Annotated in this window: 19 protein-coding genes, 1 tRNA gene, 1 other RNA gene and 1 pseudogene; 2 read left to right on the top strand and 20 right to left on the bottom strand. The window is 40.1% G+C overall.

All coding sequences use genetic code 11. The annotated features are described in order from the left end of the window. The first annotated feature begins 10 nt into the window (after positions 1-10). Positions 11-991, top strand: coding sequence for an asparaginase (locus QFX10_RS07150; RefSeq protein ID WP_280605564.1), 981 nt, complete (start codon positions 11-13; stop codon positions 989-991). 77 nt (positions 992-1068) lie between these two features. Here QFX10_RS07150 and QFX10_RS07145 read toward each other — a convergent pair whose 3' ends face one another. From QFX10_RS07145 to QFX10_RS07070, 16 genes and pseudogenes are all read right to left on the bottom strand, one after another. Continuing rightward, the gene (locus tag QFX10_RS07145; protein WP_280605563.1) at positions 1069-1812 is read right to left on the bottom strand and encodes an acyl-[acyl-carrier-protein] thioesterase; all 744 of its coding nucleotides are present in this window, start codon (positions 1810-1812) and stop codon (positions 1069-1071) included. Beyond that, entirely contained in the window at positions 1813-2706 is an 894-nt protein-coding gene (gene rsmI / locus QFX10_RS07140) for a 16S rRNA (cytidine(1402)-2'-O)-methyltransferase (RefSeq protein WP_280605562.1), read from the bottom strand. It lies immediately after the preceding gene. Further along, positions 2706-3056, bottom strand: coding sequence for a DNA replication initiation control protein YabA (locus QFX10_RS07135; RefSeq protein WP_280605561.1), 351 nt, complete (start codon positions 3054-3056; stop codon positions 2706-2708). The genes rsmI and QFX10_RS07135 overlap by 1 nt, the downstream gene beginning before the upstream one ends. Before the next feature lie 15 nt (positions 3057-3071). Beyond that, on the bottom strand, positions 3072-4067 hold the full coding sequence (gene holB / locus QFX10_RS07130; RefSeq protein WP_280605560.1) for a DNA polymerase III subunit delta': 996 nt from the start codon (positions 4065-4067) through the stop codon (positions 3072-3074). 58 nt (positions 4068-4125) lie between these two features. Further along, positions 4126-4452 (bottom strand): cyclic di-AMP receptor DarA, encoded by a 327-nt coding sequence (gene darA, locus QFX10_RS07125; RefSeq protein WP_280605559.1) that lies wholly within the window; start codon positions 4450-4452, stop codon positions 4126-4128. Continuing rightward, the gene (gene tmk / locus QFX10_RS07120) at positions 4453-5103 is read right to left on the bottom strand and encodes a dTMP kinase (RefSeq protein ID WP_280605558.1); all 651 of its coding nucleotides are present in this window, start codon (positions 5101-5103) and stop codon (positions 4453-4455) included. A 97-nt stretch (positions 5104-5200) separates the two neighbouring features. Next, positions 5201-5440 carry a YaaL family protein gene (locus QFX10_RS07115; RefSeq protein WP_280605557.1) on the bottom strand — a complete coding sequence of 80 codons (240 nt, stop codon included), beginning with the start codon at positions 5438-5440 and terminating at the stop codon, positions 5201-5203. A gap of 15 nt (positions 5441-5455) precedes the next feature. Next, a complete protein-coding gene (recR, locus tag QFX10_RS07110; RefSeq protein ID WP_280605556.1) occupies positions 5456-6055 on the bottom strand; it encodes a recombination mediator RecR in 600 nt (199 codons plus the stop codon). A 22-nt stretch (positions 6056-6077) separates the two neighbouring features. Then, positions 6078-6392 (bottom strand): YbaB/EbfC family nucleoid-associated protein, encoded by a 315-nt coding sequence (locus QFX10_RS07105; RefSeq protein ID WP_280607253.1) that lies wholly within the window; start codon positions 6390-6392, stop codon positions 6078-6080. A gap of 19 nt (positions 6393-6411) precedes the next feature. Next, positions 6412-8142 carry a DNA polymerase III subunit gamma/tau gene (gene dnaX, locus QFX10_RS07100; protein ID WP_280605555.1) on the bottom strand — a complete coding sequence of 577 codons (1731 nt, stop codon included), beginning with the start codon at positions 8140-8142 and terminating at the stop codon, positions 6412-6414. Positions 8143-8205: 63 nt separating this feature from the next. Next, positions 8206-8305, bottom strand: an RNA gene (gene ffs, locus QFX10_RS07095) — signal recognition particle sRNA small type. Positions 8306-8363: 58 nt separating this feature from the next. After that, positions 8364-8822, bottom strand: coding sequence for a tRNA adenosine(34) deaminase TadA (gene tadA / locus QFX10_RS07090; protein ID WP_280605554.1), 459 nt, complete (start codon positions 8820-8822; stop codon positions 8364-8366). After that, the gene (locus QFX10_RS07085; protein WP_280605553.1) at positions 8815-9423 is read right to left on the bottom strand and encodes a class I SAM-dependent methyltransferase; all 609 of its coding nucleotides are present in this window, start codon (positions 9421-9423) and stop codon (positions 8815-8817) included. Before QFX10_RS07085 ends, tadA begins: the two co-directional genes overlap by 8 nt. Before the next feature lie 116 nt (positions 9424-9539). Beyond that, on the bottom strand, positions 9540-10580 hold the full coding sequence (locus QFX10_RS07080) for a zinc-dependent alcohol dehydrogenase family protein (protein ID WP_280605552.1): 1041 nt from the start codon (positions 10578-10580) through the stop codon (positions 9540-9542). A gap of 268 nt (positions 10581-10848) precedes the next feature. Next, positions 10849-12003, bottom strand: a complete 1155-nt coding sequence (locus QFX10_RS07075; protein WP_280605551.1) for an RNA-guided endonuclease InsQ/TnpB family protein — start codon at positions 12001-12003, stop codon at positions 10849-10851. Further along, positions 11942-12614: pseudogene (locus tag QFX10_RS07070) on the bottom strand (IS607 family transposase). Before QFX10_RS07070 ends, QFX10_RS07075 begins: the two are co-directional and overlap by 62 nt. 212 nt (positions 12615-12826) lie before the next feature. Here QFX10_RS07070 and QFX10_RS07065 point away from each other — a divergent pair. Then, positions 12827-13675: a LysR family transcriptional regulator gene (locus tag QFX10_RS07065; protein ID WP_280605550.1), complete on the top strand. Its 849-nt coding sequence runs from the start codon at positions 12827-12829 to the stop codon at positions 13673-13675. Positions 13676-13983: 308 nt separating this feature from the next. On the opposite strand, the gene QFX10_RS07060 is transcribed toward QFX10_RS07065, so the two are convergent. The 4 genes from QFX10_RS07060 to QFX10_RS07045 all read right to left on the bottom strand — a co-directional run bounded on the left by QFX10_RS07060 (position 13984) and on the right by QFX10_RS07045 (position 17510). Next, positions 13984-15345 carry an ISL3 family transposase gene (locus QFX10_RS07060; RefSeq protein WP_280605549.1) on the bottom strand — a complete coding sequence of 454 codons (1362 nt, stop codon included), beginning with the start codon at positions 15343-15345 and terminating at the stop codon, positions 13984-13986. 233 nt (positions 15346-15578) lie between these two features. Further along, positions 15579-15652 (bottom strand) — tRNA-Arg (locus tag QFX10_RS07055). A 72-nt stretch (positions 15653-15724) separates the two neighbouring features. Further along, complete coding sequence (locus QFX10_RS07050; RefSeq protein WP_280605548.1) at positions 15725-16138, bottom strand: DUF3284 domain-containing protein; 414 nt, start codon at positions 16136-16138, stop codon at positions 15725-15727. 115 nt (positions 16139-16253) lie between these two features. Beyond that, positions 16254-17510, bottom strand: coding sequence for a DEAD/DEAH box helicase (locus QFX10_RS07045; RefSeq protein WP_280605547.1), 1257 nt, complete (start codon positions 17508-17510; stop codon positions 16254-16256). Positions 17511-17527: the final 17 nt, after the last annotated feature.

The following is a 17527-nucleotide window of genomic DNA, read 5'->3' as shown; positions in this document are numbered from 1 at the left end:
AGCAATAACTATGGTCAAAAAAATCCTCGTCTTACACACAGGTGGAACGATCGCAATGTCAGAAGACGAAAATGGAGCCGTTGCTCCTGGTGCGGAAAATCCACTTAATCAGTTCAAAAATCCTTTTGGATCAGAATATGAACTTTTGATCGAAAATATCTTCAATATCCCGTCACCACATATGGGACCTGCTGAGATGCTCCAACTAAAAAAAAGGATCATGGAAGCTTATGAAAAAGACCAGATCGATGGCGTCGTGATCACACATGGGACGGATACGTTAGAAGAAACTGCATATTTTCTCGATCTGACTGTTCCCTTGAAGATCCCTATCGTGCTCACAGGCGCGATGCGCTCTGCCAATGAGATCGGCTCAGATGGACTGTATAATTTCAAAACGGCGATCTTGACAGCAGCTAGCCCAGAAGCACGTGGCATGGGCGTTTTAGTTGTAATGAACGATGAGATCCACACGGCTCGTTACGTGACAAAGACCCATACGACTAACGTAGCTACGTTTAGAACGCCTACTTTTGGACCGATCGGATTGATCTTACGCGACGAAGTGCGCTTCTTTGAAAAATTGCTCCACCACGTCAGTTTACCGATCGATCAAGTCGTTGATCACGTCTACCTTTTCAAAGCTTATGCCGGCATGGATCCTGAGCTTTTAGAGATGGCGGCGACTTCCAAAACAAACGGCGTTGTGATCGAAGCTCTAGGTGCAGGTAATCTGCCTCCCCGAGTCTTATCTGCCCTTGAAAAATTACTCGCATTGAATATCCCGGTTGTGCTCGTTTCCCGTAGTTTTAACGGGATCGCGCAAGAAGTTTATGCATATCCAGGTGGGGGCGTCCAGTTAAAGCAAATGGGGGTCACTTTCTGTCACGGTTTGAACGGACAAAAAGCGCGGATCAAACTTTTAGTTGGTCTAAGCGCTGGACTTTCTGGCAAAGAACTCGCAACTTTTGTCTCTGAAGCTATCTCTTAAAATATTTTTACGATAAAGCAAGTACTTAAGCCGGTACTTGCTTTTTTAATAAAAAAGAGGCGATCTAGCGACCACCTCTAGGCTTCGTAAGTACGCCATTTGATCTGAGCACTACAACTAAGTGTCGCGCCATTTTTGATCTCATGTAACGTTACTTTATTTTTTTCGTCTACTTGGACAAGGCTCGTACTTTCATCACCGTAATGCAATTCGTGTTCATACTTGATATTAACGGCACATGGTTCATGCGTCATTAAAAATTCTTTTGGCAAAGCATCGAGCATCCACTCAAAATAATGCACATTATTGACATGCTGGTTCGTATCGATATCCCAATAGCGAACACGATAATTTTTCTTAGCATCGACTTTAATTAGTTTTTCTGGTGCAGCTAACCGTTCTAACTTGCGTGATTCTACAACACCATAAGGCGCAACAAAACGTGCTTCGATCCGTGCGATCTTGCGCGTTGTTAGATCCATCAAGACAAAAGCCGTATGCATCTTAGCTAAAAGTTCACCTTGTTTGTCATACACAAAAAAGTCACGGTAACAAAAATACCGATTATAGCTCGTCGCTTGCGTTTCCAAAGTGATCACTTCATCTTTTTTAGGTAAGCGTTTGATCTCTAAGAGATGCTGGGTGATGACCCAACCATAACCTTGCTCATTTACCCACTCTTCTGAGATATTTTCTGCTTTACTATGGTCATACGAAGCTAGCATGAGCAGATCAACTAACTGTCCTAGACCAACTCGACCAGTTACATCTGTTTCATAGTAGACAATGCGATGTTTTTCTTGATACTTATTATCTGTCATTTACTCACTTCCATGCTCGATCTGATGATATTCATTGTAGACAAGTTGTTTTTTGAGCCCATTTTTCTTAGCGATCTCTTTGATCGCAGCATTTGGCCGTAACCCTTCTTGTGTGATCAAGTTTTCGACTTGCTCTTTCAAAGGCAATCCCACTTCTGGATCACACTCCTTTTTAGGAGCTGGGTTTCCTTGGACGACTAATACAAACTCCCCTTTGATCTCTCCTGCTTTGGCCCATTCGATAGCTTCTGCTAACGTTCCGCGCAAAAATTCTTCGTATTTTTTAGTCAACTCACGCCCTAACGTTATTTTACGTTCACTTCCAAAAACTTCTGCCATAGCTTCTAGTGTTTTTAGCAAACGATGAGGCGCTTCGTAAAAGATCAAGGTCACTTCTTGTTCATTTAACTTTAATAATTCTTCTGTCCGCGTACTCTTTTTTCGCGCTAAAAAACCATAAAACATAAATGGTTGTGGTACAAGTCCAGAAGCGATCAAAGCCGTTAGAGCCGCATTAGCTCCCGGCAAAGGCACAACTGTGACCCCTGAAGCGATGCAAGCTGAGACTAGCTCATGTCCAGGATCACTGATCGAAGGCATTCCAGCATCACTAACTTGCGCTAAATTCTCTCCTGCTCTTAATTTCTCTAATAAAACTGGGATCCGCTCTTTTGTATTGTGTTCATGAAAACTGATCTGGGGCGTCGTGATCTCAAAATGATTCAATAGCCGCTTCGTATTTCTTGTATCTTCAGCACAGATCAAGTCTACAGCTTGTAAAACTTCAAGCGCCCGAAAAGTCATATCACTCAAATTTCCGATCGGCGTTGGTACTAAATATAACGTTCCCAGTGCAGATCTTTCTCTAAAACTACTCTTTCTTTCGATCGTCATTAATTTCTTTCTCCATAGATCACATCTTGACAAAAAACACACGGTTCATCATTGATCCGGCGAGATCCGTACATATTATCGACATTGCAGACATGGAAACCTTCTTCGTAGAGTTTTTCTAAATTTTTTCGTGACTTAGAAAGACCCGCTTCGATCCCTGCTTCTTCTTTATGCTTTTTTTGTTCTAATTCACGCAAAAGTTCACGTAAATGTTGATTTTCGATCTCGAGTTCAGCGTTCTTTTCGATGATCCTTGTCATCTCTGCTTTGACGTCTGTAAGCCTGACTTGCATCTGGCGTGACATCTCTTCGATATTTTCAAAATTATCATATAATTCACGTTTATCCATCAAATCACCTTCACATCATCGTCCTTGGTAGCAACTAAATAAATTCAAAGTCAACGCTTCGAGCACACTTTGAAAAGAGACATTCACCGTCAATTGATGTTTGGTCGCTAAAACCGCCTCAACTGCTCTGATCGCCCCTGACTCTGAGATCTTCATATTCTGTTCGCTAAGTTCTCTACTATACATTATAAAGGCAACATCATCTTTTTTACCATATTTTAGCAATAAAAGATCACGCGTCAACAATATGATCGCTTGCAACAAACGCTGCTCTGCTTCTTTATCATTCACATACGGTAAAAGTTTCGTCTGAACACCTACAAAAGCCCGCCAATCGTTGCGTAAAATTTGATTGAACCACTCCCAAACATTTTTTAAAAGTTGATCAAATTCAGCATCTGCGTCGAGTTCTAAAGCTTCTTTCGGACTATTGGTCAAATGGGCCAAGAGATGTGCTTTTTGTGCTGTGACTCCATTTGCTTGAAGTTTTTCGCGCAATTGTTTTGTTGTAAGTGAAGTCAGTTCGACCAACTGACACCGCGAAACGATCGTTGGTAAAAGTTGATTAGCATTTTCTGTCAGTAAAAAAGCAGTCACATCCCCACTTGGCTCTTCTAGAAATTTCAACAAACTGTTAGCTGCACTGACTGTCATTTTTTCTGCATTTTGAATGATAAAAAGTTTACGGTTACTTTCGACCCCACTTTTGACAAATTCAGATTTCAAATATCTGATCTGATCGACTTTGATCGAATTGCCTTCAGGTACGATCGTGACTACATCAGGTTGATTATTTTGTGCGATCCGCTGACAATCATTACACTGTAAACACGGATATCCGTTTTGTTTTTGTTTACAAAATATCGCTTGTGCGATCCAATGAGCTAGCTTATTTTTCCCAGCTCCACGCGGTCCTGCTAAAAGATAAGCATGCGCTATTTTTTTATTTTCGACTAACTTCGCAAAGTGTTGGGTCAATCGTGGTTGGATCTCTGTGATCAACTGTTCCATTAAAATATTTGCTAGCTAAAAATAGCTTTCCTTTCCAAAATATTTTTTCGGGTACGATCTAAAATTTTAAAAACTGTTCGACAGGTAAAACAAAGATCGTAGCCCCACCAACTTCGACTTCTAGGGGAGTACCTGTTGTCTCTAATGCACCTTCAACATTGACTGGTGGTGCTATGTACTCATCGCGCTTCGAAGAAGTTTTTTTGATCAACTCTAAAACTTCAGCGACCCGCTCATCTGCGATCCCGATCATAAAAGTCGTATTTCCTGAACGTAGAAAACCACCTGTTGTTGCCAGTTTAGTAGCTCTGACATCAGCTTCGATAAAGGCGTTGCTCAAAGCGTTGCTATCTTTATCTTGTACGATCGCAATGATCATCTTCATTTAGAAAACCTCTTTTCCTAAAAATGCAGGGATACGCTGGGCTAAAACTTGTTCGACTTGTGCGATCACCTCTGGCAAACTCTTCGTTGCATCGATCTTAACGATCCGCTCAGGTTCATGCTTAGCCAACTCTTGATAAGCTTGATAAACCTCTTCGTAAAAAGTCTGGTCTTCTTGATCCAAGCGGTTGACTTCATCTTGACGATTTTGTTTGATCCGCTCAAGTCCTAACTTAGGGGCGATATCTAAATAGAGCGTCAAGTCTGGGCGCAAACCATCAGTTGCAAACTCGTTGATCATTGCCACTTCTTTGACACCTAGATGTCGGCCAGCTCCTTGATAAGCTAACGAGCTATCGACAAAACGGTCACACAAGACCAACTTATCTTGAGCTAATGCAGGTAAGATCGTTCTTACTAAATGTTGCCTCCGAGCAGCAGCATAAAGTAGCGCTTCAGTACGCGGATCCATGACGACTGCTTCTTGATCTAAGATCACTTTCCGGATCTTTTCAGCGATCGGATCTCCACCTGGCTCACGTGTTCGAAGATAATCTACTTTAGCCTTTTTTAACTTTGTTTCAAGCGCTTGTAAAACACTTGTTTTCCCAGCACCATCAGTTCCCTCAAATGTTACAAAAAATCCACTCACTTTAAAAAACCTCATTTTATTCTCAAATTTTAGCCGATCTCTTTAGGAAAGAAAAAAGGTCTGTCTCACCAGTTAGACTGCGTCGACAGACCTTTTTTCAATGATCGAATACTGAAGCCTGCATGCGACCTTTGACTTGGCGACGCTTGGCTTCACGATACAAAAATTCATATTTAGCTCGAGCTAAACACGTCTCCGCCAACAGCTCATCATCAACATCATAGACTGCTTCTTGTGTCTGCCGTGCTTGATCCCAAGCTATCTTCGCATTATCGATATCCTTTAATAAAAGTTCATCAAAAGTGTGACGTAATTTTTGTCTATTTCTTTTAAACATCTCGTTTACCCTCGCTTAGATCTCTTGCCGGCCTTCAACAGCTTTAAAAAGTGTCATTTCATCAGCATATTCAATATCGCTCCCGACTGAGAGTCCATGTGCTAAACGCGTTGTTTTGATCCCAGCTGGTTTGAGCAAGCGCGAAATATACATTGCAGTCGCTTCCCCTTCAGGAGTGGCATTCGTAGCCAAAATAACTTCTTTGACTGTCTCATTTTGTTGAAGTCGTTTGACTAAGCTTGTGATATTGATATCTTCTGGACCTTTGCCTTCGATCGGCGAGAGAACTCCATGTAAAACATGGTATAAGCCATGGTATTCACGCATTTTTTCTAAAGCCATCACATCCTTGACTTGTTCAACGACAATGATCTGACTTTGATCACGTGTTTTATCAGCACAGATCACACATGGGTCGTTTTCAGTGATGTTGCCACAAATACTACAGTAGTGCAGATCTTTTTTGGCTGAAACTAAAGATGACGCAAAAGTTGCAACATCATTTTCATCCATATCGATCGTAAAAAAAGCCAAACGGGTCGCAGTCTTTTCTCCGATCCCAGGTAGTTTTAAATAACTATCGATCAACTTGGCTATCGGTTCTGGATATTGCATATTTGACCCCTTCTCTTAACTTTTAGAATCCTGGCATGTTACGGGAATATTTGCCCATCGTCTTTTGTGTTTGTTCATCGATCTTAGCCATCGCATCGTTGACTGCCATGATCACAAGGTCTTGTAACATCTCAACATCATCTGGATCGACCGCTTCTTCTTTGATCACGATATCAGTCATTTTATGATCACCAGTAAACTTTACAACGACTGCATCATCAGAAGCTCGACCTTCAAATACTGTTTGATGTAATTCATCTTGATCCTTTTGCATTTGTTTTTGCAATTTTTGCATTTGTTTCATCATACCTTGCATGTTCATTCCACGCATCATAATTTATCTATCCTTTCAAATCTTAATCATTTTTGACTTTGACCAATTCAGGTCCAAATAATTCTTTAGCTTTTGCAACTAAGGCTGGTTCTGCCTCTTTTAACGGTTTTACTTCTTCTTTTGGCGCTTCTTGTTTCCGCGGATCGTGTTTGCTCAAATATTGACTTCTGATCTCGCCCCAACGACTAGCTGGAATAAAGACAAGTTCAGGCGCATGTCCTAGTAAGCGACTTAGTCCGTTACCCAAAACATCTTGTAATTCGATATTTTCTAAAGCTCTTTGGCATAAAATGTCATATTCAAACCCGATCACGACCCCTTCTGCACTAGCAGCCACCGGCTTAGCGACCCGCATGATCGCTCTTTGAGTAACATTTAGCATATTCATCAGATCGCCCCAAACTTGTCCAAGTTGACGGAGATCTTCCTTCGAAGCTTTGGCTAAAACATCATGGATCTTATTATAGTTTAATTTAAGTTCACTAGAAACACTATTTTTTCGAGCTGGCTGCACTTTTTTAGCAGTAGGTCGTTCTTTGGTCGTGCTATTGTTTGCCTTGAGCTCAGCTAAGCTTTGCTCTAAGGCCTGTAACTGTTGTTGCAGTTGAGTTACTTTCGCATCTGTTGCTGGGTCATTGATCATTGAAACAGTGCTTGCTTGTGGCATAACATTCAAACGTGATAACTTGACAGTCAAAACTTCTAAATAGATCGATTGATGCACGGTAAAGCGCATATTTTCTTGTTGTTGATTTAAGACATCGATCATCTGATACAGTCGTTCTGCTTCGACTTCAGACGCAAAAGTTTTAAAAGTTTCATCTAAAAGACCTAGTTCACTTTCTTCAACGATCTGGGGAGCTTGTTGGTACAATAAAAGATCGCGACAGTAGTTGATCAGGTCTTCAACTAAACGTGTAGCATCTTTTCCGTCCTCTAAGATCGCATGCACAGTTGCTAAAGCACCACTCGTATCTTTTTCAACGACTTGCTGGAGATATTTTGTCAAATTAGCACGCGTCACACTCCCCGTGACCATCAAGGCATTTTCTAGTGTAACGGTATTATCACCAAAGGACAAGACTTGGTCTAAAATACTCAAAGCATCCCGCATTCCACCTTCAGCTGCCTTAGCGATGATCTTTAGGGCTTTATCATCATAAGATAACTCTTTTTGGTCTAAAATATAGCGCATCCGTTGCAAGATCGCTTGGGGCGTGATCCGCCGAAAATCAAACCGCTGCGTCCGCGAAATGATCGTTGTTGGGATCTTGTGCGGTTCAGTCGTAGCTAAAATAAAGACCACATTAGCAGGTGGTTCTTCTAAAGTTTTTAAGAGGGCGTTAAAAGCGCCGGTCGAGAGCATATGAACTTCGTCGATGATATAGACTTTATAGTCAGCTTGTGTCGGGGCATATTTGGCTTTGTCCCGAATATCTCGGATCTCTTCGACCCCATTATTTGAAGCCGCATCGATCTCTATCACGTCGTTTAGTCGCCCTGCTGTGATCGCTAAACACGTCTCACATTCATTACAAGGTTCACCATTTTTTTGGTTGCGACAATTTATCGCCTTGGCAAAGATCTTGGCAGCCGAAGTTTTACCCGTTCCCCGTGGTCCCGTAAAAAGATAGGCATGGGTCGTCTGGTTTGTCATCAACGCATTTTTTAAAGTTTTTGTGATCAGCTCTTGCCCAACCAGATCGGCAAAAACTTGGGGGCGCCAAACACGGTATAAAGCTTGATAGCTCATCAACCATTGCTTCCTTTCTCTTTTAAAGTTAAAAAAAAATCTCGATCATACGACCGAGAGTCCAATTTCATATCAACTTGGGGCACAAGCTGAACTAAACTTAGTGCTGCTTCCTTCCGGACCTGACACGCTTCGTAAAGACAACATTGCCCCAAGGCCTTACGGCACATACTATAATACATGAAATCAGAATAAATTTCCAGTCTTTAAATCTATTTATTTTATTTTTTTCGTAATTTAGCAAAAAAATCGCTCAACAGCAAGGCACACTCTCGACGTAAGAGACCTTTTTGAACTTTGACACGATGATTGAAGCGCGGATCAGTCAAAAGATTCATCAACGTCCCAGCTGTTCCAGCTTTCTCATCAGGAGCACCGTAATAAACTTTGGGGATCCGTGCATTGATGATCGCACCACTACACATCGGACAAGGCTCAAGGGTAACATAAAGTTCGGTCTCCTCTAACCGCCAACTGTTCAAAAATCGATTTGCCTGCGCGACCGCGATCATCTCAGCATGATCATGTGTTTGCTTAGTCTGTTCGCGTAAATTATGCCCCCGTCCAATGATCTGGCCTCGCCACACGATCACACAACCGATCGGGATCTCACCCAAAGCAGCTGCTTTTTTAGCTTCAAGGAGCGCTTCTTGCATGAACTTTTCTTTTTCTTTAATCATTAACTTTTTTACTCTGTAAAATAAAGTAACCTTTATCTTTTAAAATAACTTCACAATTACCAAAGATCTCCGTCATCTTTTTCTTAGCTGAAGGCGCACCTTGTTTTTTTTGTAAAACTGCCGTCAAGGTCCCCCCTTTTCTTAAGTGGGCATAAGCCCCTGCTAAGATCGCATGCACAACATCTTTTCCTGCGCGGATCGGAGGATTAGTCACGATCGCATCATAGTCAGTCTCAGCCACTTCGTCATAAACATCAGAACTAAAGATCTCAACGTTTTTGATCTGATTACGCATGGCATTTTTTTGTGCTAATTCAAGTGCAAGTGTGTTCACATCGACCATAGTAACTACAGCTTCAGGATTTTTTTTAGCTAATGCTAACCCGATCGGGCCATAGCCACAGCCGACATCTAAGATCTTCCCGGAAAACGCGGTCTTTTCTAAGGCATGCAAGAGCACACGTGAACCATAATCAACAGTATTTTTAGAAAAAACACCATTATCGGTCACAAAAGAAAAAGTTTGTCCTAATAATTCAAAATCCCAAACTTTCTCAGCGTGAGTAACGTCTGGATCACTCGAATAATAATAGTTCGTCATCACTTCACCTGCTTTTATTTACTCTTACTTTTTAGTATAGCATATCCTTTTCTATCTTAGACTAAAAACAAAAAAACTTGTCAAAGAGCTACTCGACTCTCCAACAAGTTTTGTGATCATTTTGCAACGATCAATAATGATTTGATCGCTTCACGTTTATCCATTGCTTCGTAAGCGGCCTGGATCTCATCTAATGTAAAACGTTTAGTAAAGACTTTGCCTGGAGTGATCTCACCACTTAAAACAGCATCTAACAAACGGGCACGGTCATAAGTCGTGACCGAAGCGATCCCACCACGTAGACCGATATTTTTCCAGAAAAGCGCATTGGTATTCATCTCTTCTTTTTGAGGAACACCAACACGTCCGACGATCGCACCTGGGCGCCCAACTTTTACAGCTGTATCGACTGATTGTTCAGTACCAACACACTCTAAAACAGCATCAGCTCCTGCTCCATCTGTCAGTTCTAACACTTTAGCCACCGCTTCATCCCCACGTTCAGCTATGATGTCTGTTGCCCCAAATTCTTGAGCCAACTTTTGGCGATCTGCATGGCGACTCATCGCAATGATACGTTTAGCACCATATAATTTAGCTGCGATCACCCCACAAAGCCCAACTGCACCATCGCCCATCACAACGACTGTATCACCTGGCTTGACCTCAGCTGTCGTCGCAGCATGATAACCAGTTGCCATCACATCAGCTAGGGTCAATAGCGAATTTAGCTGTTCATCAGTATAATCAGCTGGTTTTCCTGGGACTTTGACTAGCGCCCAATTTGCATTTGTAAAACGTAAATATTCACCTTGGTAACCACCATTACCACCACTTTCTTGGTTTAAGCAGTTACCATCAAAGCCAGCTAAACAAGCGGCACAATGGCCACAGCCGTGTGTGAAGGGGGCGATCACAAAATCACCTGGTTTGACATTTTTAACGGCTGAACCGACTTCTTCGACGATCCCGATCGCTTCATGTCCGACTGCTGAACCTGATTCACGTTTTGTCAGCCCTCGATACCACCAAAGATCAGAACCACAAACACAAGCACGGACAACTTTGATGATCGCATCCGTATCTTTTTTTAGTTCTGGACGTGGCACCTCTGCCACTTCCATTTTCTGTGGTTCAACAAAAATAGCTGTCTTCATAAAAAACTTCCTCTCTAGTTTTAATAGACTGGACGGTCTTGACCTTGCGTCGTTGGATCCGCGATCCCTAAACTGTCTTTGCTGCTATATAAAATATGAACAAATATAATCAAACGTGTCGAATGATTACATTTGAGAAAGAAATATAGCTTTTCCTTTCCTAATTTTATTTACTACCGTCAATGCTAGTATTCCCATATCCTAACTAGAGGGTAATGACATTGACTAGCTCTGATAGTCTAAGGGTGTAGCCCACCCCGTTATCTTTTTAATTTAATAAAGCTAAAAGATTAGCTACTGCATTTTCATCTCGATCCATGATCGCACCACATTCATAACAAATATACTCGTTATGCTTAGTTCTGTGCTTTTCATTACCATTGAGACCGACTTTATCTGCACCTGTCTTAACGAAGCCACACTTAGAACAACGTTGCGTGCTCGGATAGTATTTATCAGCTAAGACTACTTTTTTACCATACCAGTTGCACTTATAAGTTAGTGCTTGTCTAAAGTAGCCAAACAATGAACGGTGAAGCCCTTTAGAGGCAACATGTGTCATCTGCATTTTCTTGACATCTAGATCTTCTATTACGACCTGATCGTAATTAGTCACTAACTCAGTGGTAACTTTTTGGATAATGTCATGTTGGATACTAGCCACTTTACGATAATCACGTTGTAACTTGGCTCTCGTCTTAACGTAATTACTCGTTTGAGTAGCTTTTGTGCCATTCACAACACGTTTTTTAGCTAATTTTCTTTGATAATACTTAATGCGTTTATAAAGTCGTTTCAAATTACTTGGCAAAGTATTGAGCTTACCGTCTGTGTAGTTTAGATGTCCGACATTGACGTCAACGGCTGAGTTCTTACCCGTCTTGATCTTCTTTTTTATCTCGATCTCAAAAGGCAAACTCGCCCAATATTTACCATTTTCACGGTAAATTGAAACAACTTTTAATTCACCTTCTAAGTTCTTAGCGCCTTTGAATCTAATATCATACCAGGCTTTGATCCCTCGAGGTTTGTCTAAGCGTAATTTCCCATTGATGATCTTAGCCCGATCCGTTTTAAAACCTTGTCTAGGAGCTTTCTTAGACTTAAATTTGGGCTTGCCCCAATCTGGTTGTGCCTTATCAAAGAAATTTTTCCAAGCCTTACCTAGATCAGAGATCGCTAATTGTAAACAACGAGCTGATAATTGATACTGCCAATCCGCTTTATCAGCTACTAATTCATCACGAACTTTACGTTCACTAGGTCTGATCAACTTGTTGTCTAAAATCAACGAGCTATCATACATATCATTCCATAAAGCTAGACCTTGATTCCAACAGTATCTACGATAATCGCATAAGTCATCGAAAACTTTTCTCATGGTTTGATTTGGATAAAGCCGTACTTTTGGAGTTCGAATCATTATTTTCACCACCGTTCAAAGACTTGTCATTTTTTAATTTACTTTTGTATTTACGTAAACCATATAAGCGACAAGAAAATACATGCACAATGCTTATCATATCGCCGATCACTTCTTGAGTAGGACTAGTTTCAATGTTATTTAACACTACAATTTCCGTATTGTGCATCTTACATAATCTTTCAAACCAGTCATAACCAAAACGGATAAATATATCTTTATAGGTAATAAAGATCGCATCGACTTGATCATCCATTACTTCTTTTAGTAATTGATTCCATTTTTTATGGTTATAATCAAGCCTGCTACCAATATCAGTAATTGTTTCATCAAGAATAATGCCTTTTCCATTAGCATATTGTCTAATAAAAGCAATTTGATTTTTTAAATCATCTTTCTGCCCATATGTTGAGACTCTAGCATAAGCAACATTCTTACGATCATTATTGGTTGATCGACCGATGTATTTTAAGTATTGTTCTTCTGTGTAATATCTTCGATTAGTGGGAGTACGATAAGCTTTTAAAATCCCATTATTATCCCAGCGTTGTAGGGGTCAGAACAGTAACGCCCAATCTTTCAGCCATTTCTTTTGGTTTTAATATCGCCATAATATCTACCTCACATTTTATCTTTATTGTAGATATTATAACACATTTGATTATATTTTAATTAACAGTTATCTCCTCCCTCGCTTTTTCTCATTTGACTATACTTGTATTATAATGTGGTTCCTGCTTAGTGTATAATACTAATAGCGTAAATAATTATACGTTTAACGTATAAAGCTAAAATAACTATAAGAAAGGATGGCTCCTAAGCGATGCTGATCGATAATTATTTACTTGAAGAACTTGTAACTTTTGCTGAGTGTAAGACACTTTCAAAAACAGCAGCTGCACTCAATGTGACTCAACCAAGTATCACGCGTGGCCTTAGCAAACTCGAAAGTGATCTAGGTGTCAAATTATTTGAACGTGATAAAAATCGACTCCGTTTGACAAAAACAGGAGAATTGGCAGTTTCTGAGGCTAAACAGCTCTTAGAAAGCAACCATCGCTTTGTGACGAGCATCCAAGCTTACGCAAAGCAGCAAGAAACACCTGTGATCTGTACAACTGCGCCCGGGCCATTTTATATTTTAGATAAGATCGATCTTCAAGCTGAACAACTTCCAGAAGATCAAGTTGAAACGACCCTTTTAGAGCACCGCGCCGGGATCGTCTTAACGAGCCAAGAGATCTTTACCGACGCGATCGAGTCACTTTATTTAGGCAGTGAACGTCTTTTTGTCAATATCAATAAATTTCATTCGCTGGCTTCAAAAAAAAGTGTATCTTTTAGAGAATTAGCAGGTCTAAGTTTTGTCGTCTTAGATAAGATCGGGATCTGGAGCAAGATCATTCAAACTGAGATCCCAGAAGCTAAATTTCTTTACCAAGCAAATGAGACAGCTTTTCAAGAGATCATCGAAAATTCGGCCTTCCCTTATTTTTCAACTAATTTTACCGTTGACTCGGGCGTCCGTGCATTTAACGATGACCGCGTTTTGATCCCTATCAAAGACGAGAGTGCCACGCTTGATTTTTACAGTGCTTATTTGAAAACCCAAAAAAAGCAGATGACCCCTTATATCAAAGAGATCATCCGTGAATGGCCCAGTGTATCGTAAAAAGTCGCATTTTATCTTTTATTGCCCCATCTGGAATATGCAAGACCTATAAAGTTTTAAACTTGGGGGACATTAAAAAAGCGCTACACCCGATGCTTTCGGGTGTGGTATTTTCCATCTAGCACCGGTCTGTCAACCGATCATAGATGATGCTCGATACTAAATCGACTAAGATAGCTAAGATCAAGCTTAAAGCTAGTTACTCGAACTGTCTTACCTTCCAACTCTTTTGTTGGAGGGTGATTTTTTTGGCTCTTTGTCAACCACTGTGTAAAGTTAAATTTTTTTAGAAGTTCCATGGAGATGGTCTAGGCTATCTTCATGGAACTTCTTGTATCTTTTCCAAGATAGGTTTGAAGGTAAATGCGTGCTTTTAAATGATCAAAGTTTCTATATCCATAGGCAGTACGTTGTATCTGTTTGATCTTCCGATTGATCCCTTCCAAAGGACCGTTTGTGTAACGTGAATACATTGGATCTAAAGCAGATATGATCGCGTCTAAATTGTCAAAGAACGATAAAAGAACTTTTTCAGATTTAGTAGCTAAGGTACGCTTAATAAGGTACTTTTGATGAACTTCGTTAATACGTTGTTTAAAGATGTCTATTTTGTTTTTAGTTGGAGCGATAATGATCTCTAATAAACGTTGATAGTCCCAGTAAGCTTCATTAAAGGCTTGATCACCAACTTCAAGTCCCGAATTTACCAAGCGCTCTGAAGTAGTCCAAATTTTTAGTGAGCGTTCATAAAATTGATGAGTACAATCTAGGTCGTCATAGCGTTTTAAGAATAATTTCCAATTACGCTTAAATAGTTTGTAGTTTTTAGAGCTACGTTCAAAGTTATTCATCAAATCAGTTCGCATAGAGTTAAGTGCTCGGTTAAGCATTTGAACGATATGAAAACGATCAATGATGATCTTAGCATTAGGGAATAGAGTTTTAGCAATATCAACGTAGTAAGAGTTTAAATCACAACTAATGGTGCGCACTAACTGTCTGACGGATTCTGGGAATTTCATAAAATACTTGATGATAGTATCTTTAAACCTATTAGGTAAGATAGTTTGGATAACATGGTTATCCGAATCAAGGCAGATAAAGTGATAGCTATTGTGAGTACCTCTAAATTCATCAAAGCAAAGATGTAGCGGTAAGAAATTGAAGTTATTCCGAAATTCAGAACGAGTATGAGATAACATACGGTTAACGGTCGAAGTAGAAACACCTTCTTCATAAGCGATCGTTTTAGCGGAAATGTCATGTCTTAGTTTAGTGGCGATCTTAGCTCTAAGTGAATAAGAGATCTGACAATTTTGGGGTAAGAGAGTAGTTTTGGCAGAAATAGTTGAATTACAATTGCGACAGCGAATGCGAGCTGAACGAGCTTGGATAGTAGTTTGATGAGTGGAATTGACAGCTGGGATTCGGATGAGTCGTTTAGGAGTGTAACCATTACGGTAAAAAGCGTTAAAGCCACAATTATTACAACGAAAGTTCGTTAATTCGTGAGGCAAGAAGCTGATAGTAGCTTGAAAAACTTTATAAGAGATACCATTGATCATTTCATCATAAGGTACATTAGAGAAGTGAAGATGAGGATCACTGATATCAAGACAAGATTTAACTATCGAATCAACAGAATATGTAGTATAATTTAAAGAAGTCATAATGTCACCATACTTTCTAATGATGTTTTCGTGGTTGTATACACAAGAGAAAAAGGTGCCATTATGGCTCTTTTTTTGTGTAAAAATTTTTATTTACATACCATATCAAAAAAGCTGTGTAATGAACAGATTATCATTACACAGCAAAAAGTATAGAGCCATTTTTTTATAAAAAAACCGCCACGCCCGAAAAATATCGAGCGTGGCGGTTGCTTGTTTAATAATATAAAAAATGCGCTTGATCGGAATTGAACCGATGACCTACCGCTTAGGAGGCGGTTGCTCTATCCTGCTGAGCTACAAACGCAATATAAATAATGAAGCAGTCGCAAAACAACTACTTCATTATAGGAAGAATTTTTTATAAAGTCAATCTCTTTTAATAGCCGATCTCAAGTTCCTTTAAAAGCTTCATAAAATTATGGCGCCGCAAAGAATGTCTAAAAGGAGCAGTCAACTTTTGGCGCAACGAATGCAATTTCTGTTTTGCCTGCTGTTTTTCAAAATAATCGACCTTGACCTTATCTTTAGCTAAAGCCGTTAGTTCATAAGCTTCGTGTTTGATAAACTCAGGTGTTTCAAGTCGGACATGGTAGCTTTTATTAGGGATGAATTTAGTGACTTTCAACTTGGCCTTCGTTTGTCGATCAAGACTCGTGGCATAACTTAGATCCTTTAATTCCTCAAAAGTCAGCTCGCGTCCAGTTTCTTGTTTAACATCATAGATCAATGTATCACTCAGGCGTTGAAACAAGTACTCGGCTGAGATATTTAATTCCATTGATATCTCCATAAAAATCACCTTCCACAGCTCTTATCCAAGAAATATTCTTTCTTTGAGCTTAAATTATCCGTACTAACACTTATCATTAGTATAGCACTTATTCATTGGATACTTTAAAAAAAGATCATTTCTTACGTTTACCTTTATTTTTTTGATCACGTTTCCGCTTTTTCTTATGTTTCTTTTTAGGTTGTTCCTTAACAACTTGTAATTGCTTGTTAACGTGTTTTTTCTTTGCGTGCTCTTTAGCAACTTGTTTTAACTCAGCGAGTTTTTTTTCATCTGAGATCAATCGTTGTTGATACAAATAGCCATTTCTCACATCATAATCTTCATCTTTGATGAGTTGCTTAAAGAAACGCAGATCATGTTCATTTCCAAGATCGATCACGCTCCCCTCTTCCCCCATTCGTCCAGTTCTCCCAACACGATGGATATACGTATTCGTATCTTTAGGCAGATCATAGTTGACTACCGCTGGTAAAGCAGGAATATCTAAGCCACGCGCACTAACATCTGTCGTCAATAGTAATTTGACTTCGCCTTTGCGCAGCTGACGTAGAGCTTTTTGTCGCTCAACTTGACGTTGTTCACTGTTCAAACGTGCCACTGCAACGTTAGCGTGACGTAATTTTTCATAAGCATCATTTAACGCTGCACTCTGCTTAAAAAAGACAAGAGCCGAAAAGTCTGGTAACTGTGCTAAACGTCGCAAAGTATCGATCCGCTTTCTTTGTGGGACTTCAAGTAAATAGTGAATAACGTGTCCTTGAGTTTGATCGATCTGGCGTACATCGATCACTTCTGGCGTGACCCCAAACCACCGATGAAGTTCATCTAAGATCGGAGCTTTAGTCGCCGAGAAAAATGAGACTGAGGCAGTCTGAGGTGCTTTTTCAACTAATTTTCGACAATCGGCTAAAGTTTGCTCTTGGCTCAAAAGTTCATCGGCTTCATCGATCACGACTGCTTCGAGTTGGTGTAGCTTGAGTTTTTTGTCTTGACTCAAATTCAACAAACGTCCTGGTGTCCCTACAATAACTTCAGGACGTTTCTTTAGCTTTTCGATCTGACGTTTAACGTTTGCTCCACCGATAATAGTCAAAACGTTAAGTTCTAGTAACTTCGCAAAAGCTCGGATCGCCTCTGTGATCTGCGCTGCTAATTCTTGTGAAGGTGCAATGATCAACAACTGCGTCCCATCTCCAGGCAAGAGCTGTTCTAATAGTGGCAGCGTATAGGCCAATGTTTTTCCAGAACCAGTTGGAGCTAGTCCTAAAACACTTTTGCCAGATGCTAACGCTCGATAAGTTTGCGCTTGGATCGGTGTTGGTGCTTTAAAACCTTGCTCTGCAAAATATTTTTCAAACTTTGGATTCATGGTTACCTTTCTTGCTG

The sequence above is a fragment of the Ligilactobacillus faecis genome, assembly GCF_029889745.1.
Lineage (GTDB): Bacteria > Bacillota > Bacilli > Lactobacillales > Lactobacillaceae > Ligilactobacillus > Ligilactobacillus faecis.
This window is presented reverse-complemented; position numbering and strand designations above follow the sequence as displayed.